Here is a 20,549-nt window from a genome sequence, read left to right as displayed (position 1 = left end):
CCGGAGTTTTGCGGGAAGCCGAAGGCGGACTGCAAAACGAGGATAGCCAAAGGGCCGGACGGCCCTGCCGGCGCCTGAGGAACAGAAAAACCATAGGACGCGACCGCGTCCGCCGGAGTTTTGCGGGGAGCCGAAGGCGGACTGCAAAACGAGGATAGCCAAAGGGCCGGACGGCCCTGCCGGCGCCTGAGGAACAGAAAAACTCAGGGCACGCCCGGGATCTCCACGCCGGCCTTCCATTCGGTTCCGGCCTTGTAGATGCCCAGGCGTTTCATGTCGGCGGTGAAGCTGTCCCAGCGGGCGGCGGTCATGTGGCCGATGGCGTCGGGGATGGCGGGTGTGCCCTCCACGATGCCGTTGTCCAGCAGCGCCTTGCGGGCATAGGCCAGGGTCTCCAGGTCCATGTCCGGGTTGGCCTTGTGGATCAGGGCGTCGGCGGCGGCCGCGTCGCCGTGCAGGTAGTGGCGCCAGCCCTCGGCCGTGGCGTCGACGAAGGCGCGGACGGCGGCGGTGTGCTGGCCGAGATAGGCCTGGTTGAACATCACCAGCCCGCTGTAGCCGTCATAACCCTGGTCGGCCAGCAGGAAGATCTTCACGTTGGCGCCGGCCTTCTTGGCGGCGGCGGGCTCGCTGGTCACATAGCCCTGAACGGCGGCGGTGGGGGTGGTGAGGAAGGGGGCGATGTTGCCGGTGTAGCGGCGGATCTGGTCATCGCTGTAGGGGTATTTGCTTTTCAGCCAGCGCCACAGGGTGTTGATGCTGGGGTCGCCCAGGAACACGGGCCGGCCCTTCAGGTCGGCCAGGCTGCTGGTGTTCTGGGCATGGGCCATCAGGATGGTGGGGTCCTTCTGGAACATGGCGGCCACGGCCTTCACCTTGGCGCCGGCCTCCACCAGGTTCAGCACGTAAAAGGCGTTGGACCCGATGGTGCCGTCGATCTTGCCGGCGGCCAGCAATTGCTGCGCGCTCATCCCCGGGCCGCCGGGCACCAGGGTCACGTCCAGCCCGGCCTTCTGGTACAGGCCCTCGGCCACCGCCTGGTAATAGCCGCCGTGCTCTGCCTCCGCCTGCCAGTCCAGCATGAACACCAGCTTTTCCGCCGCTTGCGCGGCGCGCGCGGCCCCGGTCCAGGCGGTGGCCACGGCCAGCAAGGCGATGCCCGCCTTCAACAGGGTGCGGCGGCCATGATGGCGAGCGGAACGGACGGACATCGGAATTCCCCATTCTTCTGAAACGGTTGTGTCCAGGCGCCGGGAAGGGCGGCCAAGGGCGGCAGCATAGCGGCGACGCCGGGGGGAGGGAAGCGGTGGCCATGGGGGCGATTGCCGCGCCCGCCAGACAGCCGGCTGGGGGGCTCCGGGATTTAGCCGCTTGCCGTGGGGGAAAGGCGGCCTGTAAGACTCTGATGGCCTCCACCCCGTCTTCGGAATCCCATGCCTGCTGTCGTGCCATCCTTCGCCCGCCCGAACGTCTCCGTCCCCTCACGGGGGCGGGCATGAGCCGCTGGCTGCTGGTAAGCGGCGGGGCCAAGCGCCTGGGCCGCCTGATCGCGCTGACGGCCGCCGGCAGTGGTTGGGACGTGGTGTTGCATTGCCATGCCTCGGCCGATGTCGCCGCCACCACGGCGGAGGAGGTGCGGGCCTTAGGCGCGCGGGCGGCGGTGGTCCAGGCCGATCTGGGCGATCCGGCGCAGGTGGAAACCCTGGTGGCGCGTGCCGCCGAAGCCGCCGGCGCCCCGCTGGCGGGCCTGGTCAACTCCGCCTCCTTGTTCGAATGGGATGACGCTGCCAGCCTGACGGCGGACGGTTTCCTGGCACACCAGACGGTGAACGTTTTGGCGCCTGTCGTCCTGACCCGCGCCCTATATCAGGGGCTGGGCGCGGACCAGCGGGGGGCGGTGGTCAACATCCTGGATTTCAAGCTGGCCAACCCCAACCCGGACCACCTGTCCTACACGCTGTCGAAATACGCGCTGGCCGGTGCCTCTCGCGTGCTGGCGCGCGCCCTGGCGCCGCGCGTGCGGGTCAACAGCGTCTCACCGGGCTACGTCCTGCCGGCCCCCGGCCAGGATGAGGCGGAATTCCGGCGCCTGAGCCGCCGCAACCCCCTGGACCAGACGCCCGACCCGCAGCAGGTGGCCGACGCCGTCGTCTTCCTGCTGAACCACGACACCATCACCGACCAGGACATCGCCGTCGATTGCGGCCTGCGTTTCCTGAACCTGGCACGCGACGTAGGGCTGGCGTGAGCGGCAACGCCACGAGTTCTGATATGGCAAATTTGGAAGGAAAGATTGAGGAAGCAGATGGTGGGCGCGGTAGGGATTGAACCTACGACCCCCGCCGTGTGAAGGCGATGCTCTCCCGCTGAGCTACGCGCCCATCTGCTTCAAGGGCGGCCATCAAATGGCCGTAACATGATCTAAGTGCTTGATCATGTTACTTTCAACGAATGGTGGGCGCGGTAGGGATTGAACCTACGACCCCCGCCGTGTGAAGGCGATGCTCTCCCGCTGAGCTACGCGCCCATTCGTCGTGGGGGCGGTTTGTAGAGGGCGGCGGGGCGGGTGTCAATATGCTTGTTCGGGCGGAACGATAAATCCATTCTGGGGGCGTTGGCGGGCCGGACGGCCGGCTTTGGATGTTGTCTGGAAGGGATCGGAATGCGCGTCGCCTTGTGCCTGAGCGGTCAGCCGCGGACCTGGCGCCATTGCATCGACAGCTTGCGCCGCTTCGTCGATGGGCATGAGGTCACCACCTTCCTGCATCTGTGGGATGAGGTGCCGGAGGATGAGGTGGCGGCCCTGGTGGCGGCCTATCGCCCGGCGGCGCACCTGGTGACGGCGCGACCGGCCTTCGCCGATGAGAAGCGGCGCATGGCGGAGCGTTGGCACTACCGCCCGCCCTTTTCCATCTTCGACATGTTCCATGCCGTCGGTCTCAGCCTGGGCCTGGCGCTGGCGCACAAGGGGCCCGACGGCAAGGCAGCACCGTTCGATGCCATCCTGCGCGTGCGCTACGACAGCCGCTTCGACGACCATATGCTCGATGCCTGGTTTCAGGAACGGGCCATCGTCACGCCCGACAGCTGGCACCCGGAGCAGGGGTACAACGACCAGTTCGCCTTCGGCCGGCCGGCCTTCATGCGCCTGTACGCCGCCTTCGCCAACTGGCTGCCCCGGGGGATGGAGACCTATCGCTACAACGTCTTCCAGCCCGAGATCATCCTGCGGCAATACCTGGATGGTGTGGCCATGGTGCCGGTCAAGGCCCTGCCGCTGCGCATCACCCTGCTGCGCGAAGGGCAGGAGGACCTGTCCTTCGACAAGCTGACCGACCAGCCCATGGTCCACGCCCAGAAGGCGGAGAACTGGCGCCGGTACGCGGCGGAGGTTTTGCCGGCCGATCTTGTGGCCAAGCTGGACTTTTCCCACTACGCCGAAACGCCGCTGGCGGTGGACAAGCGCCTGGATGAATTGCTGGCTCCGCTGGACGCCACCGCGCAAGAGCGCCTGCTGCAGGCGCCCTGGCCGGAGCGCATCCTGGCGGCGGATGCCTTCCTGGGTGGCCAGGTGTCGCAATTGTCGGGCAACGGCATGCTGACGGCGGAGGAATACGAGCGGCTGAGGCTGCTTTGCGCCGCCTTGATCCACCGCATGCCGCGCGATGAGCCGATGGAGGCCGACGCCGCCATCCTGCACGCCCTGTCCTGCAACGAATCCGACGCCCATCGCGCGGCGGAGTGGCTGCGGCTGTTCGGGGCGCCGGGCCTGGCACGGATGGAACAGCGGGTGGGGCGCTTGGACGTGCTGGCCCGCGCCATGACCCATGCCGATCCCTTCCGCCAAGCCTTCTATAAAGGCTGGCGGCTGGACTGATGGGACTGGCGCCTTCTTAAGAGACAGGCTCCAGTTCCCGCCGCAGGGCGGCCAGCGCGTCGGGCGTGTCCACGTCCAGGTGCACGCCGCCGTCGGCCGGCACCTCAACCACCCGGGGGGCATGGATCGCCAGCAGGGCGCGGGCGCCCTGGTCGCCGGTGATGGCGTTCATGGCCGGCAGCAGGTCGCGGGGCCACAGCACGGGGTTGCCGCGCCGCCCCTCGGCCACCGGTACGACGATGGCGCCGTTGCCGCTTGCGGTTGACAGCGTGAAGCGGCCCAGCAGGCGGCGGTGCACGTCCGCGTCCACGCGCGGCATGTCGCCCAGGCAGACCAGCACGCCGGCATCCCCCGGCGCCACGGTGGCCAGCCCGGCCTTCAGTGAGGCGCTGAGCCCCTGGGCGTGGTCGGGGGCCTCGACGAAATCCACTTCCAATCCGGCCAACGCTGCCCGCACCAGGTCGCCCTGATGGCCCAGCACCACGGTGACCCGGCTGGGGTTGGCGGCCACGGCGGCGGCTACGGCATGGCGCACCAGGGGCTGGCCGCCGTATTCCGCCAGCAGCTTGTTGGCCCCCATGCGCCGGGCCGACCCGGCGGCCAGCACCAGGGTCGCCACGTTCGGTGCGGCCGGCTTGGCCTGGGGCGGCGCCTTGGGTGCCCGGGGCATGGGACGGTCGGGGATGTCCACCAGCAGGCCGCCCACGCCCATGCCCATGATGTCGGCGGCCGTGACGTCCAGCCCGGCCGCCAGACGCTGCAATATCCAGTCGAAGCCGTTGAGATGGCTGGACCGGGCGCAGCCGGGCAGGCCCAGCACCGGGGTGGTTTCCAACCGCGCCAGCAGCATCAGGTTGCCGGGATCCACCGGCATGCCGAAATGCAGCACATGCCCGCCGGCCCGCTCGATGCCGCTGGGCAGGACATCGCGCCGGTCGGTGATGGCCGAGGCCCCGATCACCAGCAGCAGGTCCAGCCCGTCCAGTTCCGCCAGGGCGGCGGCGACGGCGGCGGCATCGTGGGCGGTGCGCCGTTCCGCCACCAGCGTGCCGCCCACGGCGGCCAGGCGGCTGGCGGTGACGGCCGCCGTCTTGTCCAGGACCGAGACCTTCAGGCCGGGCAGCCGGGTTTGCACCAGGCCGGCACGCACGCCGGTCCAGGGTACCAGGCGCAGGGCGGGCCCCGTCTCGCCGGCGATGCGCTCCACCCGGTCCAGCAGGCTTTCGGGAATGGCGAAGGGAATGAGCTTGATGGTGGCGGCCAGGGCGCCGGCCGCCAGCGGCGCGTACGCCGGCACGGTCGCCACGGTCACGGCCTCGTCCACCCGGTTCAGGCGGTTGATGGCATCGGCGTCGGCCAGCAGCAGGCCGGGGGCGGCGGCCGTCAGGTTCACGCGGCCCGTCACCGCCGCCGTCAGGTTCAGGCCCGGCCCGGCCAGGACGCGGGCCACGCGGGTCGCGGCGCCATCCTCGCCTACCTCATCCGCATCGGGGCGGGCGACCACCACCTCCGCTACCCCGGCGGCGGCCAACTGGGCCAGATCATCGGCCGTCAGCGCGCGGCCCTTGGGCAGGCGCGTATCGCCAGCCTTCACACTGTGGGCCAGCACGGCCCCTTCGGCATCGGCGAGGGTGAGGGGGCCGAAACGCATGGTGGCATCACGCTCCGAAACAGACGGCCTTGCGGACCGCGCCGGATGGCACCGAACGGCCGGCCTTGGCGCCGCGCAGCGCCAGGGTCACTTGCGCCAGGATGGAAACGGCGATCTCCGCCGGGGTCAGCGCGCCGATGTCCAGACCGACGGGCCCGTGGATGCGTTCCAGGGCGGTGGGCCCGAAATCCGCCAGCCGTTCCAGGCGGCGGTGGTGGGTCTTGCGGCTGCCCAGGGCGCCGATGAAGAAGGCATCGCTTTCCAGGGCGGCGCGCAGTGCGGGCTCATCCAGCTTGGCGTCATGGGTCAGCGTGATCACGGCCGTGCGCCGATCGGGCGCCAGGGCGGCGACGGCGTCGTCCGGCCAGTCGCCGACCAAGCTGACACCCGTGGTGGTGGGAAAGCGCGCGGCACTGGCGAAGGCGGCGCGCGGGTCGACCACCGTGACCTCATACCCCGCCAGCCGGGCCATGGGGGTCAGCGCCTGGGCGATGTGCACGGCGCCGATGATGACCAGGCGCAGGGGCGGGTTCCACACCTGCGCGAACCATTCGCCATCGGCGTCCCCATCGCAGGTGATGAGGGCGGAATGGTCGTCGGCGATGGCATCCAGCACCGCGTCGCGGACGGAGACGGGCAACGCCACCTCCCCCAATTGCCGGTCCCCTTCCGCACGGGGCTCCAGCAGGGTTTGCTGGCCGGTGGCCAGGTCGGTGACCAGGGCCGCCGGGCGCTTGGCGTCGGCCGCGGCGACCAGCGCCGACAGCAGGCGGCGGCGGCTGATGCCGTGGCCGGGTCCGATGGGGGCGACATAGATGCGCACGGTGCCGCCACAGGCCAGGCCCACTTCCCACGCGCGTTCGTCCGGCACGCCGAAGGTCAGCAGCCGGGGTTCCCCATCCGCCAGCGCGCGCAGGGCCTCTTCCACTACCGCCCCCTCGACGCAACCGCCGGAGACGGACCCGATCATGTTTCCCTGGGCATCCACCGCCAGCTTGCTGCCCACCGGACGGGGGGAGGAGCCCCAGGTGGCGATCACCGTGGCGATGGCCGCCACCTGGCCTTGGGACAGCCAGCCGTCCACCGTGCGCAGGATGGACAGGTCGTCCACCGGTGCATCGGGCACCGGGGCGGGTGAAACGGATTGCGGGGGAAGGGTGTCTGCGGCCATGGGGTCCCGAAGCGTCAAATATGCCCGGACGGGCCACCAGCCAGATGGGGTCCGGCCCGCCAATCCGCCAGGGGGGCATCCCAGGTTTGGCCGATGAACCCCACCGGGCGCAACTGGGATTATGCCATATCCGCGACGATGCCGCCCGGTGCTTCAGCAGGCCGCCACCGCCCGGCGCGCCGTGGCGGCCGCCACCAGGGCGCGGTAGGCGGCGATGACGTGCCCGTCGCTGCTGAACGCGCCCGTGTCCAGGGCCAGGCCGGCCAGGGCGTCGGGGCTGAAGTCCTGATCCAGCGCGTCCTCCGCCGCCGTCCAGCGAAAGATGCCCGGGGCGCCGCCGCTGACCACCACCCGGGCGCCCGTCTGCGTATCGGCGACGAACACGCCGACGATGGCCTGGTGATCCTGGGGGGTACGGAAACGGGCGTAGGCGGCCCGACGCGGGCGGGGGAAATGCACGGCCAGCAGGGTATCGGGCGCCACCGCGTTCCCGGACAGGAACTCCTGCGCCGCCAGCCGCCGCCGGCCGGCCGGGGCGGCGGCATGGAGGGTGGCGTCCAGGGCCAGCAGGGCCGCGGGATAGTCGCCATCGCCCTCTTCATCCATTGCGCCGCCGGGCCGGATATTGCCCAGCCGTGCGCCGATGGTGTCGTGATCGCGGTTGCGGCGGTCGCCCACGCCGCCAGCCAGGCGGCCCAGGGCCGGCAGGATGCGGGCGACCAGCGGACTGGCGGCGATGGTGGTGTGGGTGGCGAAGGCGCCGACCATCAGGCCGTCGGCGGTGGCGGCGATGCCGGTCAGGGCGGGGACGCCCTGGTCGGGGGGCCTGGATGCCGGGGTGGGTCGGGTCGGGTGGTGAAAGTCCACGGGATGCATGGGCGTTCCTCCTTCAGCCGGGCCGTTATGGTCGCTGGTCCTGGTCGTCTTCGTGCTGTCGTTCTGGTCTGGCCTCTTCAGCTTACTCGCGCCGGGGTGTCATACCGTGCGGCGCCATCGGCCGCTGCGACGGCCCGCCACACCCAGGGTGGTATATATCCCCCGCTCTCGCCTAAGGCTAAGGGGGGTGGCGTTCGTTATCAATAGGACGGCGGGGTGTAATGCCAATGGCGCGCGGGACCGGAGCCCCGCGCGTCGAAGTCACCGATGTTTCCTGGGGGCCCTCTCAGCGGATCAGGACGATCAGCAGCAGCAGGATCAGGACCAGGATGGGGATCCAGATCATGGGGCGCAGGCCGGGATGGGGCTGCGGCGGCGTCAGGGCCGGTGGGGACACGCCGTTGGGGGCGGCCGGTTCCGGCGGCAGGGAGATGCCGGCGGAGCCCAGGGCCTCGGCCTCCGTCGGTCGCACCTGGTGTTCCACCGCACGGGCGTGGGCCTCCGCCGCCGCGTGGGCCTCCGCCTCTGACATCGGGGCGTCGATCTCCAGGGTTTCGGCCTGCGCCGCCTCCTGGGCGGTTTCTGCCTTCAGCGCCGCCTCTTCCTGGGCGGCCAGCATCAGGGTTGGGGCCAGCGCCTCGCTCAGGGGGGCCAGTTCCACCAGGGGGATTTCCTCCGCCTGGGGCGGTGGCTCCTCCGGTGCCGGCGCCGACAGCGGCACCGCCTTGGGTTTGTGGGTGCGCTTGGGCTTGGCCTCCGCGATGGGCGTTGCGTCGGCGGTTGCGGTTTCCTCCGGCGGGACGGTGGGTTCAGGCATGGTTTCCTCAGGCACGACTTCGGCGATGGCGGCGGCGTCCACGGCGGGTTCGGCGAAGACCGGATGGGCGGACGCCAGGGTGGCCGCGAGGTTGTTGATGAAGGTGCCGGCCAGCGTGGCGGCGGCGGTGTGCAGGGGCCGGGCCCCCACGTGCAACAGCGCGCCGCTGACGATCAGATCGGCGGCATAGGTCAGCAGCGTGTGCCCGTTGGCGGCGTCGTGCAGCGCAACGCGGACGGTACCCTGTGCCACGGCGTCCGCCCCCTGGCGGATGTCGAGGGTGAGTGTTGCGGCCTCGGCCGGCACCGGCTCCGACACGGTGACGGCGGTGTGGAAGCGGCCGGCCAGCGGCCCGTGCGCCGATGTCGTGATCAGGCTGAAATTGCCGTCGCTGGCCTGCTCCACCTGTTCGGCGCCGGGAAGGCTGAGGCCCAGGAGCCGGACGTCATGCAACGCGGCCCACACCCGGTCACGGGGTGACGCGATCAAATATTCGCCGTTGATGTCCACGATGACCGGTCCTTTTTATTGGCCCTGGCCCGCGACCGTAGCGGGCGCGCCCGGCCGGGGCAAGCCCCCGTCCGGCCTATGACAGCCTCCTGCTGGAAAAGGGCCGTGCGGCTGACAGGAAAGCGTTGTCGGGCGATCTAGACCATAAGGCCGGTGGCCTGGCAGCCCCTTTACCCGGACCATCATTATTACGACCTGTAAAGAAGGCACTGGATAAGGGCACAGGAATTGGCAGTGGTTGGGTGAAATCGTTATTGCCGGTGTCGTCATCTATAAATTTCGCCATGAATCCGTTTTTCCATTTTCGGCTGGCGGCAGATGGAGAACGGTGCCGCTTGGCCTGGTGATCTTTCAATGATTGTGATGGATGCGGGGGATGGCCGCCCAGGCATGCCAAAATTTTGCCCCAGTCCATGGTGTCTATTGAGGAAATCGCCGTGCCATCTTGCCGGCATTTCCGATTCGCGCTACGGTGGTGAGATCATGATTGTCACGCCCGTCCCCATTCCCGATATCAGCCCCGCCCATCCGCCGGCGGCGCAGCTGAACGTCAACCGGGTGAGCGCGGTGAAGGAACGTGAGGCGCGGCAGCAGGACCGGCGGCGCCAGCGGGACGGCCAGCCCCAGGAAGGGCAACGCCACGGCCGGTCGGTATTCGACGACATCGTGGATGAGGTCGACCCCACCGGCTCCCTGGCGCCCGACCATCTGGAACGGCTGCAGCAGAATTTACGCGGCCTGGTGCGTGACGGCGCCCCGATGGCGGAACCCCAGCCCGGCATGGAACTGGCCCACATCGTGGACCACCTTGCACCCCAGCACGCCGGCCTTAGCGATGCCGAGCGGCTGGAGAATGCCCGTCTGGCCGACGCCCTGCGCCAGTGCCTGGCGGTGAACAGCGATGGCGCCCGCAAGATCTCAACCTACCTACAGGCGCTGCTGGCGCAGAACGCCGAGATCCACCACGTGGAACTCACCGTCTGAGTTTTCCTCACGCCCCCTGTTTGATCCGCCGCCCGGGGCGCAGCAGTGCTTCGCGACCCCGTTCCTGGCGTTGGCCATGTGCGCGGGCGGCCAGCAGGTCCCGCCGGGCCACCAGGCCGACCAGTGCGCCGGTATCGCGGTCCAGCACCGGCAGGCGGCCGTGGCCGCTGTCGGCCATGCGGTCGGCCACGGCGCCGACCAGTTCATCTTCATAGGCGGCGGCCAGCGGGCTGTCGGCGCAATGATCGGCCAGGGTGTGGCCGTCATTCGCCTGCCGTGTCCAGACCAGGGCGTCTGCGCGGGATGCCATACCCAATACCCGGCCGTCCTGGTCCACGACGGGATAGCTTTTGTGGCGGTCGGCGCCGTCCAGGAAAAAGGCGGCGGCGTCGGCCAAGGTCATGCCGTTGGCCAGCGTGTCCACCCGCCGCACCATGATCTGGGCGACACGCAGGGTGTCGAAGGGATCGACCCCGTATTCACGCACGATGTGATGGCCGCGCCGGGCCACCTTCTCCGTCAGGATGGAGCGTTTCAGCAGCAGCACCGTGGTGCCATGCGACAGGGTGCAGGCGATGGCCAGCGGTAGCAGGGCGCCCATGTCGTGCGACAGTTCCAGTGCGAAGATCATGGCGGTCAGCGGCGCCCGCATGGTGCCGCCCATCATCGCCGCCATGCCCACCAGGGCCCAGTCGCCGGGCGTGCCGTAAGGGACGGTCAGGCCGAACACGGCGCCCAGGGCGCCCCCCATCATCAGCAAGGGCGCCAGCACCCCGCCGGAGGTGCCGGACCCCAGGGCGATGGCCCAGATCAGCGCCTTGACCACCACCAGGCGCAGGGCGTCGTCCATGCCCATGCCGGCATGCAGCAAGGCGGCGATGTTCTCATAACCCACGCCCAGGGCGCGGGGATCGACCAGGCCGCCGATGCCGACCGCCAGGCCGCCGATCATGGGCCACCACATCCAGTGCAGGGGCAGGCGGGCGAACAAATCCTCGAACCCATAGACCAGGCGGGTCAGCACGCCCGATCCCAGGCCGGCCAGCACACCCAGCACGGCGCACAGCAGCAGGCCCAGGGCCGGCAGGGGCGCGCTGTCGGCCAGGGGGAACAGGGGGCCGGCCCCCAGCAGGGCCGGGCGGCAGGCGGCGGCCACGGCGGCCGCCACGGCCACGGGGATGAAGCTGCGCGGCTTCCATTCGAACAGCAGCAGTTCGACGGCCAGCAGCATGGCGGCCACCGGTGTGCCGAAGGTGGCCCTCATGCCTGCGGCCGCACCCGCCACCAGCAGGGTCTTGCGCTCCGCATCCGTCAGGTGGAACAACTGCGCGAACAGCGATCCGATGGCCCCGCCGGTCATGATGATGGGGCCCTCGGCGCCGAAGGGACCGCCCGACCCGATGGAAATGGCGGACGACAGCGGTTTCAGCAGCGCCACCTTGGGTTGGATGCGGCTGCGGCCCACCAGGATGGCCTCCATCGCCTCCGGAATGCCGTGGCCCCGGATCTTTTCGGAACCGTAGCGCGCCATCAGCCCGATGATCAGGCAGCCCGCGACCGGGACCAGGACCATCCACCAGCCCAGCGGGCTGTCCACCGGCCGGGCCGGGGCCACGCTGATCCGGCCGAAATAGGCCAGGGTTGGTGGCAAGGTCGATCAGGCGCAGCAGCACCCAGGCGGCCCCGGCCCCGGCAGCCCCCACCAGCACGGCCATGGCCATCAGCATCGGCAGGCGCCGGTCGGCGCTGAAATCACCCAGGGCATGTCCCGAGGTGGGCGGGAGGACGTCATCGGCGCATCGCTTGCCATCATCGTTACCGCTTATAAGGGAAGGGCCGGCGTTCCCGCCGGTTCGCGCCCTTAATATATCGTACTGCGATATTTATAAAGGCGTCGATTTTTCAAGGCCGCCCGGACTCCGCCTCATGACGCACCCCCAAAACCCCGCCGACACCCCCGCCTTGGACAAGGCCGACTACGTGCTGTTGGCGGAATTCCGCCATCTGTTGCGGCGCTTCCTGTCATTCAGCGAGGATGCGGCGGCGGGGGCGGGCCTGACGGCGCAGCAGCACCAGGCCCTGCTGGCCATCAAGGGTTTCCCCGGTCGTGACCATGTCACGGTGGGGGAACTGGCGGAGCGGCTGTGCGTCCGGCCCCATAGTGCGGTGGGGCTGGTGGATCGGCTGGAAAGCCATGGGCTGGTCGTGCGCCGGCCGGGGCCGGGGGACAGGCGCCAGGTGGTGCTGAGCCTGACCCCGGCGGCGGAGGCGGTGCTGGCCGCCCTGTCGCTGGCCCATCGTCAGGAAATCCGCCGCCTCACGCCATTGATCCGGCCCCTGTTCGATCAGCTTTCGGTGCAGCCCCCGAGCCAATCCGATCCTTCCGTATAGGTGGTCCGGGGTACCTCGTTCGCCCAAGCTTAGGTGGCAGACCTGCATTGATGTTCCGGCCGTCGTCGGGACCAGCGGGCCAGGGGGTACCGGGGTGTCTGGGCAATTCAAGGGTTCAGGGTTTTTCAAGTCCGTGCGTATCGCCGTCCTGCTGAACGCGGTGCTGGGCATCCTGCTGGCTGTGCTGGTGGTGGTGCTGGGCATCGCCACGGAAAGCGCCTACACCGACTATCGCCGGGCCGCGCGCGCCGCGCGCATGGGCGACGCGGTGGGCGACGTCTTTCGCGCCCTGCAAAGCACCCGGCTGGAGCGCGGCGCCGTGAAGCGCCTGATTCCTGAAAAGACCCTGGCCTCCCCCGCCGCCATGGCCGACGTGATGGCGCTGCGCGCCAAATCCAACGCTGCCATGGATGAGGTGATCGCCGAGTGCACCGTGCTGGATTGCGGTGATGGTGTCAGCGCACCGGCGCTGAAGGCCGCGCGCAAGGCCCTGGATGAGGTGCGCGCCGTTGCCGATGCCGCCGTGGCCCAGCCGCAGGACCAGCGCCCGGCCGACCTGTTCAAGAACTGGTCGGCGGCGACCGACGCCCTGGTGGGCAAGCTGGAACAGGCGGGCACCAGCGTGGGCGCCCGCATCAGCCATGAAAGCCCGGCCTTCGCCAGCCTGATCGCGCTGAAGGACGCGGCTTACGTCACCCGCGACACGGCGGGCCTGGAGCGCAACCTGCTGATGTTCGCCTTGCAGGGCCAGCCCTACACCCCGGCCATGCAGATCCAGTCCGCCGGCTATCGCGGCCAATTGGAGGCCGGCTGGCGCCTGACCAAGGCGCTGAGCCTGCGCGAGGACATTCCCGACAGCGTGCGCCAGGCCATCGCCGCCGGCGATGCCGCGTATTTCAAGGAAGTGCTGGGCCTGCACGAGACCATCGAGAAGGCGGTGCTGGCCGGCACGCCGTCGCCCGTGAGCCTGGACCAGTGGATGGCCCGTTCCAATGCCTCGTTCGAGGTGCTGGCCGCCGTCTCCACCGCAGCGCTGGACGCGGCGGACAGCCTGGCGCAGGCGCAGGGCACGGCCGCCGCCGTGCGGTTGGCGGTGGATGGCGCCCTGGTGGTCATCTGCCTGTTGCTGGGGGCCGCCGGCATGGTCATGGTGACCCGCCGCGTCACCGGCCCCATGACCGCCATGACCGGCGTGATGCTGCGTGTGGCCAAGGGCGACCTGGCCGCCGACATCCCCTATGCCGACAACCGGGATGAGATCGGCGACTTGGCTGGCGCGCTGGCCATCTTCCGCGACAACGCGTTGGAGCGACAGCGCCTGGAAGAGGCGCAGCGGCAGGAGCATGAGGGGCGCGAACGCCGCGCCCGTGCCGTCGATGCCCTGGTGGGTGAATTCGACCGCCAGGTGCAGGAGGTGTTGCAGTCCGTCAACGCGTCCTCCGGCCACCTGACGCAGATCGCCGGCGCCCTGGGCGGCATGGCGGATGCCACCTCCAGTCAGGTGGTGGCCGCGGCCTCGGCGGCGGAACAGACCTCCGGCAACGTGCAGACGGTGTCGGCCGCGACGGAAGAGATGGAAAGCTCCGTCCGTGAAATCGGGCAGCAGGTTGCCCATTCCAGCGCCATGGCCGCCCGGGCGGTGGGTGAGGCGGCACAGACCAACGAGACCGTGGCCAGCCTGGCGGAGGCCGCGCGCCGCATCGGCGACGTGGTCAAGATGATCACCGACATCGCCAGCCAGACCAACCTGCTGGCGCTGAACGCCACCATCGAGGCGGCGCGGGCCGGTGAGGCCGGCAAGGGCTTCGCCGTCGTGGCGCACGAGGTGAAGCAACTGGCCGGCCAGACCGCCAAGGCGACGGAGGAGATCGGCGCGCAGATCACCGCCATCCAGAAGGCGACCGACCAGGCGGTGGGCGCCATCGGCACCATCGGCCATTCCATCCGCGACATGAGCGAGGTGTCGACCGCCATCGCCGCCGCGGTGGAGGAACAGGCCGCCGCCACCGGGGAGATCAGCCGCAACGTCCGCCAGGCGGCGGACGCCACCCGCGACGTGTCTCTCAACGTGGCTGAGGTTTCGGCCGCGGTGGGTGAGACGGGCCGGGCGGTGTCCGACATGCACGCGGCGGCGCACGGCCTGACCGGCGATGCCAATCGCCTGCGCGAGGCGGTGGACCAGTTCCTGAACGGCATCCGCGCGGCTTAGGGTGCCACCACCACCCGGGGGTCCTGTCCCCCCACGTACCGGGCCGCCACGCCCATCTGCGTGATGGCGGCGGCCCATTGCGGCCAGCGGTCCCCGCCGCTGCCCGTCAGCAGCAGGGCCAGCGCCCTGGCGGCGGCGGGTGAGGGGGCCACGGCCTGGCGCAGGGCGTCCCCGGCGGTGGCACCGTCGCGCGCCGCCATGTCGGCCCACAGGGCGAACAGGCGGGTGTCGTTGCCGCCCGCACGGCCGGGGCCTTGGCGCAGGGCGGTGTCGACGATCCAGTGGGCGACGAAGCCGCAGGCATAGGGCATGCGGTTGCGGGCCACGGTGGTCGGGCTGTCCAGTGGCCGGTCGGCCAAGCTGGTGACGCACAGGTCCAGTTGCAACTGCACCTCCCCCAGGCTGGGTGGTGCGCCGTGGCGGATGACCAGGCCGGCGGCGTAATCGGCCGCACCCTCGTTCATCCAGTCGGGGAAATCGGCGTTGTCGTGCCGGCGCAGGAACAGGTGGAACACCTCGTGCGCCAGCAGGCGGTTGCGTTCCGGTCGAATCTCCAGCCGGGGCACCCGCCAGACGCCCCCCACCTGCAACAGCAGCATGCCGCCGCCGGTGACATTGCCGCGCAGCACCGGGTCGGGCCGGTCCTTGTAGACGACGATGGGTGTGACGCCATCGCGCAGGGGCAGGCGTTGGCGGTAATAGGCCAGCGCCTCCGCCAGGCCCGGCGCCACCTCCGCTTTCCATTGCGGCGGCAGGTCGGGCCGCGCCACCAGCCGGCCCAGGTCCGGCCGGCGGGCGTCCACCGGTGCGATGTAATTGGGGGCGCCCACGAAGACGTAGCCGCGCAGGGCGCTGTCACCGTCCGGCAAGGTGGGGACGGATCCTTTCGCCAGCAGGGTTGCGGTGCCGGATGTGGCCCGCAGGAAGGGGCCGTAGACCAGGAAACCGCCATCGCCCAGGCGGATCAGCACCGGGTAGGTGCGGTCCACCACCCGGCGGTCCTCATTCACCACCAGGGTGAATTCCTTGAACGCCCGGCCGTCCGCCGCCCGGACCTCCTGGTTCTGCAGCACCATGCCCGGCGTCGCCACCCGCCACACCGGGTTCTGCCAGGCGACAGGCCCCTGGCCCAGGTGCAGGCTGGTGACCGGCTGGTCCAGGCGATAGTCGGCGCGCAGGCTGGCGCCTTGGAGGCTAAGGGTGATGTCAGCGCGCGGCGGGCTTCCCGCCGAAGCCTGAAAGAAGAGCAGAAAGACGAGTATGGCGGCCAAGGACGCCAAAAACGCGCCGCGGGCCTTCATTGCTTGCCGAACCTGCAGGGTGATTGGAAGTCCATGGCATGGCTCGTCATTTCAGGGCCCGTGATCAAGAGTAGCATCCTCAAGATCAACTGCCCTGCCGGGAAGCGCCCCTCATCCATCATGGTTAGATGATTTACAATTAGTAAGGCGCATGTGACTATTAAATTCTCGCCGTAATATTCCCCTGAATCGAGGAGACTGGAAATATGGTCACGGAGAGCGTTGGAAAATCAGAAGATGCCTCTTCCGCTCCGTTATGGGGGGTGGCGATCAATGGGGGAGCGGCCTCCTCCGGCAATATAATTATAGGCGCGGCGGGAACGCTCAGCATAAATTTCGAGAGTGGTGGCAACGGTAGCACGCTACAGATAAACCACGGCAATATAGTTGTTGAGAAGATTTCGCTTGGGACGGCTGTTAAGGTTCCAGTTTATGCCGGATATACCATCGCCTACGCCACGTCTGGCGGTGATATTCTTTTCGCTTACTCTTTGGAAACTTCTTCGTAAGCGCGGGGCTAAAGGGGGCAGGCGGTTAGATGACGCGTCGTGATCCACCAAACGTCAGCGCCAGGAACAGGGCCAGTGCCGCCAATCCTGGCCAGAACAGCAGGTGGTTCAACCCTTCCCAATGCGCCATGTCGCGGATGGAGGTGTAGGGATTCACGAACAGGTCGACCTTTTCGCTGAAGCTGAGGTCGCCTGCTTTGAATTCCCCCGGTGATCGGCCGAAGACCTGGCCGATGGCGCCCGCCATGTCGGCGATGGCGCGCGACGGGGCGCGGATGCGGTCCACCGCCTGCTGATAGGCCAGGACGTGGTTGCCGCCCAGGCCGATGATCGCCACCCATTTGGCGGCCTGGCGGATGCCGCCCCTGTCATTCGCCATGATCGTCGTTTCCCCATCGTCCACCGTATCGGCGCTGACGCTAGCCGGGGAAGGGGTGTTGGGCAACAAAGCAAAACGGCGCGGCCCCGAAGGACCGCGCCGTCTCGATACTCAACCGATCCGAAGAAGGATCAGGCCTCGGTCTCTTCCGTGGCCTCATCGGCGGCTTCCACCACCTCTTCCTCTTCGTCCTCGTCATCACGACGACCGGCGACCATGCCACCGCGCGCGGCCTGCAGGCCGGCTTCTTCGGTGGTGCGGGCGACGTTCACGGTGATGGCCACGGACACTTCCGGGTGCAGGACCAGGCGGACCTTGAACAGGCCCAGGGTCTTGATCGGGGTGTCGATGGCGACCTGGCCACGCTCGATGACGGTGCCGGTGGCGGTGACCACTTCGGCGACGTCACGGGCGCTGACCGAGCCGTACAGGATGCCGGTTTCGCCGGACTGGCGGATGATGATCACCGACAGGTCGGCGATCTTCTTGGCCAGTGCTTCGGCTTCAACCTTGCGCTCGGCGTTCTGGGCTTCCAGCTTCACCTTCTGGCTTTCGAAGAAAGCCAGATTGTCCTTGGAGGCGCGCAGGGCCTTCTTCTGGGGCAGCAGGTAATTACGGGCGAAACCCGGCTTCACCGACACCACTTCGCCCATGCGGCCGAGCTTCTCGACGCGCTGCAGCAGAATGACTTCCATCGTTCCTACTCCTTACTTCACAATGTAAGGCAGCAGGGCGAGGAAGCGGGCGCGCTTAATGGCGCGGGCCAGCTCACGCTGCTTCTTGGCCGAAACCGCGGTGATGCGGCTGGGCACAATCTTGCCCCGCTCGGAAATGAAGCGCGACAGCAGCTTCACGTCCTTGTAGTCGATCGCCGGAGCGTTCGGACCGGAGAACGGGCAGGTCTTGCGACGGCGGAAGAACGGACGACGGCCACCACCGCCGCCACCAGCGGCGCGCGGCGCACCAGCGCCCGGGCCAGCATTACCCTGGGTGAAGCTCATGCCCGGTCTCCTTCAGAAGCTTCGGTGCGACGCGGCGGGCGGGGGCCGCGATCGCCACGATCACCACGGTCTTCGAAGCGACGCGGACCGCGGTCGCCACGATCACCGCGTTCGCCGCGCTCACCACGATCGCCCTTGTTGGACAGCATCGCGGTCTGACCTTCCTCGATCTTTTCGATCCGGGTGGTCATGAAGCGCAGGACGTCTTCGTTCAGGCCCATGTTACGCTCCATCTCGGCAACGGCGGCCGGGGCGGAATCGTGGGCGAAGTAGACGTAGTGACCCTTGCGGTTCTTCTTGATCTTGTAGGTGAGGGTCTTCAGACCCCACTGCTCGACCTTGGCAACCTGGCCACCGTTCTCCTTGAGGATACCGGTGAAGGTTTCGGTCAGGCCTTCCACCTGGGCGGACGTGATGTCCTGCCGTGCGATCAGCACGGTCTCATACAAAGCCATTTGATACTCCCCATGGCTGTTACGTGGTCCGCCGCTGTAGCCGCCCCAGGGTGCCGGATCATTCCGGCATCGCGGGATGGATCAGCCGCACGGACCTAGCCGGCGCCATGGCTTAGGCACCGGCAAGGAGCGGTTGAAGCGCGGGTTTATACAGGAAGGGGCGGCGGGCGGCAAGCCCTGATTCGCCCAAGGCCGGCCAGCCTTTCCGCCGCCTCGGCCACGTCCAGGGCGGGCCCGCGGCCACGCCCTATCACCGCCATGCCGGCGAACCAGGGCCGCACGGGCGTGCCCAGCATGGTCCAGTCGTGCGCCGTGCCCACCCGCCAGCAAGGCACGCCCAGGGCGCCCGCCAGTTCCCCTACCGCCGTGGGTGCGGTGACCACCAGGTCCAGGCTGGACATCAGGGCGGCCACGCCCTCGATATCCGCGCGCAGATCCAGGTCGGGCCAGCGGTGCAGCGTCAGGTCCAACGCCTGCTCCACCGGCCGGATCTCGTCTTCCGTCGCACTGTATTGCAGCGTGACCGGCACGATGCCGGGCAAGGTCAGCAGCGGCGCCCAGTCCGCCAGGGCGGTGTAAGCGCCCGACCGGTCGCCGCGCATCAGGCCGCTGCGCCAGCTGATGCCGACACGCAGGCCCGGCGGCAGGGCGGCCAGCCGGCCCCGCCACAGGCCGGCCAGGTCGTCGCGTGGCGCCAGGAAGGGGGAGCCGGTCCAGCCGGCCAAGCCGGGGCGCAACAGGCCCGGCAGGCTGCCCATGGGCACATGCAGGTCCATGTCGGTCAGCGTCGGGGCGCCGGGCGGGGATGTCGGCGCCCGCACCACCACGCCCGGCAACGCGCGGCCGATCAGGCCCACCAGGCGGGGGGCGCATTCCACCACCATCTGCCCGCCCTCCGCCGCCACGCGGGCCCGCAAGTCGGGCAGCAGGCTGGCGAACAGGATCTCATCACCCAGGCCCTGTTCCGCCCAGACCAGCAGGCGCTTGGCCGCGAGAGGTTCCCCCTGCCATTGCGGCACGGGAAAGGGGCGCCAGTGCGGGGCCAGCTGCCGGCCCTGCCAGCGCGCGCCGTAGCCATCCCAGCCTGCCGCCAGGTCGCCTGCCGCCAACTGGGTCAGCGCCAGGTTGAAGCGCGCGTCGGCGTGGGCGGGCGACAGCGCCACCACCCTTTCATACAGGGCGGCGGCCTCATCCTGCCGGCCCAGCAGTTGCACGGTGGTGGCCAGGTTGTTCAGCACCTCCCCATCGTCCGGCGCCAGGCCGGCGGCCTGGCGGTACAATTCCTCCGCCTCCGTCAGGTGGCCTAAGCGCTGGGCCACGCTGCCCAGGTTGTTGAGGGTGACGGCGTGGCCGGGGCGCAGCACCCGCGCCCGCTCCAGGTGCGATCGCGCCTCCTTCAGCACAGGCTCGGGCGCCATCAGGTCGGTGGCCAGCAGGATGCCCAGGTTCATGTGCGCATCGGCGTTTTCCGGCGCCACGGTCACGGCCCGGCGCAGGCAGGCCGTGGCGTCGGCCGCCCGTCCCAGGGCCTGCAGCACGGCCCCCAGATTGGCCAGTGCGTCGCCATTGGTGGCATCCAGCGCCAGCGCCTGGCGCAGGCGGGCCTCCGCCACGTCCAGGGACCCCAGTTCCACCAGCACCTTGCCCAGATTGACCAGGGCCAGCACCAGGCGCGGGTTCAGGTCCAGGGCGCGGGCGTAGTGGCCGGCCGCATCCTCCAACATGCCCTGGGCCTGGCGGACGCTGCCCAGGCCGTTGTGGGCGTTGGCGTAATCGGGCTTTTGCGCCACGGCCCGCTGGTAATGGGCCGCCGCCTCGTCCAGCCGGCCCAGATCCTTCAGCGCGTTGCCCAGATTGTTGTGCGCCTCCGCCTGATCGGGCTTCAGGTCCAGGGCGCGGGTGAGGGCGGTCACGGCGTCGCCCGTGCGGCCCAGGGTCGACAGCACCGTGCCCAGGGCGGCATGGAAATGGGCGGCGTCGCCTTTGGCGGCGATGGCCTGGCCCAGCAGATCCGCAGCTTCCCCCGGGCGGCCGGTCTGATGGTGGATCACACCCAGCAGGTACAGCGCATCCGCATGCCGGGGGGCCAGGGCCAGCACCTGGCGGTAGCCGGCCTCCGCCTCCGCCAGCCGGCCGGCCTGGTGGTGCTGGGACGCCTGGCCGAACAGCGCCTGCGCCTGGGCGCCGGGCGGCGGGCCGCCCTGCTTCTTGTCCAGGCGGCGCTGGTTGCGGTTCATGGGGCCGGGACTTTCCTGAAAGACACATCCGCGCCTATAAAGACACATCCGCGCGGGAGGGCAGACTAGCCCGCGCATGCCATGGCCGTCGATCAGGAAAGCCGGCAGGATTGCCAGGAATTGTTGTCGGCGAGATCGGCACTCCCCATCTACCCTGGCGGGGTACGTCGACAGAAACACA

Annotated in this window: 18 protein-coding genes and 2 tRNA genes; 6 read left to right on the top strand and 14 right to left on the bottom strand. The window is 69.3% G+C overall.

Annotated features, from left to right (window positions below):
* Positions 1 to 203: 203 nt before the first annotated feature.
* Positions 204 to 1,211, bottom strand: a complete 1,008-nt coding sequence (locus tag PW843_07230) for an ABC transporter substrate-binding protein (protein ID MDE1146402.1) — start codon at positions 1,209 to 1,211, stop codon at positions 204 to 206.
* Between the two features lie 284 nt (positions 1,212 to 1,495).
* Between PW843_07230 and PW843_07225 the strand changes: the two genes are divergently transcribed.
* The gene (locus PW843_07225) at positions 1,496 to 2,248 is read left to right on the top strand and encodes an SDR family oxidoreductase (GenBank protein ID MDE1146401.1); all 753 of its coding nucleotides are present in this window, start codon (positions 1,496 to 1,498) and stop codon (positions 2,246 to 2,248) included.
* A 58-nt stretch (positions 2,249 to 2,306) separates the two neighbouring features.
* Here PW843_07225 and PW843_07220 read toward each other — a convergent pair.
* Both PW843_07220 and PW843_07215 read right to left on the bottom strand, forming a co-directional pair.
* Positions 2,307 to 2,381 (bottom strand) — tRNA-Val (locus PW843_07220).
* A gap of 71 nt (positions 2,382 to 2,452) precedes the next feature.
* A tRNA-Val gene (locus PW843_07215) sits at positions 2,453 to 2,527 on the bottom strand.
* Positions 2,528 to 2,662: 135 nt separating this feature from the next.
* On the opposite strand from PW843_07215, the gene PW843_07210 reads away from it, so the two are divergent.
* Positions 2,663 to 3,877: a hypothetical protein gene (locus PW843_07210; protein ID MDE1146400.1), complete on the top strand. Its 1,215-nt coding sequence runs from the start codon at positions 2,663 to 2,665 to the stop codon at positions 3,875 to 3,877.
* A gap of 16 nt (positions 3,878 to 3,893) precedes the next feature.
* On the opposite strand, the gene PW843_07205 is transcribed toward PW843_07210, so the two are convergent.
* From PW843_07205 to PW843_07190, 4 genes are all read right to left on the bottom strand, one after another.
* Complete coding sequence (locus PW843_07205; protein ID MDE1146399.1) at positions 3,894 to 5,528, bottom strand: molybdopterin-binding/glycosyltransferase family 2 protein; 1,635 nt, start codon at positions 5,526 to 5,528, stop codon at positions 3,894 to 3,896.
* 7 nt (positions 5,529 to 5,535) lie between these two features.
* Positions 5,536 to 6,699 carry an XdhC family protein gene (locus PW843_07200; GenBank protein ID MDE1146398.1) on the bottom strand — a complete coding sequence of 388 codons (1,164 nt, stop codon included), beginning with the start codon at positions 6,697 to 6,699 and terminating at the stop codon, positions 5,536 to 5,538.
* A 153-nt stretch (positions 6,700 to 6,852) separates the two neighbouring features.
* Positions 6,853 to 7,575 carry an FAD binding domain-containing protein gene (locus tag PW843_07195; protein ID MDE1146397.1) on the bottom strand — a complete coding sequence of 241 codons (723 nt, stop codon included), beginning with the start codon at positions 7,573 to 7,575 and terminating at the stop codon, positions 6,853 to 6,855.
* 286 nt (positions 7,576 to 7,861) lie between these two features.
* Positions 7,862 to 8,902 carry an SRPBCC domain-containing protein gene (locus tag PW843_07190; protein ID MDE1146396.1) on the bottom strand — a complete coding sequence of 347 codons (1,041 nt, stop codon included), beginning with the start codon at positions 8,900 to 8,902 and terminating at the stop codon, positions 7,862 to 7,864.
* A 483-nt stretch (positions 8,903 to 9,385) separates the two neighbouring features.
* On the opposite strand from PW843_07190, the gene PW843_07185 reads away from it, so the two are divergent.
* Entirely contained in the window at positions 9,386 to 9,886 is a 501-nt protein-coding gene (locus tag PW843_07185; GenBank protein ID MDE1146395.1) for a hypothetical protein, read from the top strand.
* A gap of 7 nt (positions 9,887 to 9,893) precedes the next feature.
* Here PW843_07185 and PW843_07180 read toward each other — a convergent pair whose 3' ends face one another.
* Positions 9,894 to 11,537 carry a chloride channel protein gene (locus PW843_07180; GenBank protein ID MDE1146394.1) on the bottom strand — a complete coding sequence of 548 codons (1,644 nt, stop codon included), beginning with the start codon at positions 11,535 to 11,537 and terminating at the stop codon, positions 9,894 to 9,896.
* 275 nt (positions 11,538 to 11,812) lie between these two features.
* Between PW843_07180 and PW843_07175 the strand changes: the two genes are divergently transcribed.
* Complete coding sequence (locus tag PW843_07175) at positions 11,813 to 12,277, top strand: MarR family transcriptional regulator (GenBank protein MDE1146393.1); 465 nt, start codon at positions 11,813 to 11,815, stop codon at positions 12,275 to 12,277.
* 133 nt (positions 12,278 to 12,410) lie between these two features.
* A complete protein-coding gene (locus tag PW843_07170) occupies positions 12,411 to 14,486 on the top strand; it encodes a methyl-accepting chemotaxis protein (GenBank protein ID MDE1146392.1) in 2,076 nt (691 codons plus the stop codon).
* On the opposite strand, the gene PW843_07165 is transcribed toward PW843_07170, so the two are convergent.
* Complete coding sequence (locus PW843_07165; protein ID MDE1146391.1) at positions 14,483 to 15,757, bottom strand: hypothetical protein; 1,275 nt, start codon at positions 15,755 to 15,757, stop codon at positions 14,483 to 14,485. The genes PW843_07170 and PW843_07165 overlap by 4 nt on opposite strands.
* Before the next feature lie 236 nt (positions 15,758 to 15,993).
* Here PW843_07165 and PW843_07160 point away from each other — a divergent pair, with 236 nt between their 5' ends.
* Positions 15,994 to 16,296: a hypothetical protein gene (locus PW843_07160; protein MDE1146390.1), complete on the top strand. Its 303-nt coding sequence runs from the start codon at positions 15,994 to 15,996 to the stop codon at positions 16,294 to 16,296.
* Positions 16,297 to 16,321: 25 nt separating this feature from the next.
* Here the strand turns inward: PW843_07160 and PW843_07155 are convergent, their stop codons facing one another.
* The 5 genes from PW843_07155 to PW843_07135 all read right to left on the bottom strand — a co-directional run bounded on the left by PW843_07155 (position 16,322) and on the right by PW843_07135 (position 20,368).
* Positions 16,322 to 16,675 (bottom strand): hypothetical protein, encoded by a 354-nt coding sequence (locus PW843_07155; protein ID MDE1146389.1) that lies wholly within the window; start codon positions 16,673 to 16,675, stop codon positions 16,322 to 16,324.
* Between the two features lie 131 nt (positions 16,676 to 16,806).
* Positions 16,807 to 17,370 (bottom strand): 50S ribosomal protein L9, encoded by a 564-nt coding sequence (gene rplI, locus PW843_07150; protein MDE1146388.1) that lies wholly within the window; start codon positions 17,368 to 17,370, stop codon positions 16,807 to 16,809.
* Between the two features lie 12 nt (positions 17,371 to 17,382).
* Positions 17,383 to 17,676 (bottom strand): 30S ribosomal protein S18, encoded by a 294-nt coding sequence (gene rpsR / locus PW843_07145; GenBank protein ID MDE1146387.1) that lies wholly within the window; start codon positions 17,674 to 17,676, stop codon positions 17,383 to 17,385.
* On the bottom strand, positions 17,673 to 18,131 hold the full coding sequence (rpsF, locus tag PW843_07140; protein MDE1146386.1) for a 30S ribosomal protein S6: 459 nt from the start codon (positions 18,129 to 18,131) through the stop codon (positions 17,673 to 17,675). Before rpsF ends, rpsR begins: the two co-directional genes overlap by 4 nt.
* A gap of 146 nt (positions 18,132 to 18,277) precedes the next feature.
* Positions 18,278 to 20,368 (bottom strand): tetratricopeptide repeat protein, encoded by a 2,091-nt coding sequence (locus tag PW843_07135; GenBank protein ID MDE1146385.1) that lies wholly within the window; start codon positions 20,366 to 20,368, stop codon positions 18,278 to 18,280.
* Positions 20,369 to 20,549 lie beyond the last annotated feature (181 nt).

The organism is Azospirillaceae bacterium (genome assembly GCA_028283825.1).
GTDB lineage: Bacteria > Pseudomonadota > Alphaproteobacteria > Azospirillales > Azospirillaceae > Nitrospirillum.
Note: the sequence above shows the minus strand (reverse complement) of the source record. Positions and strands in the feature narration are given on the sequence as shown.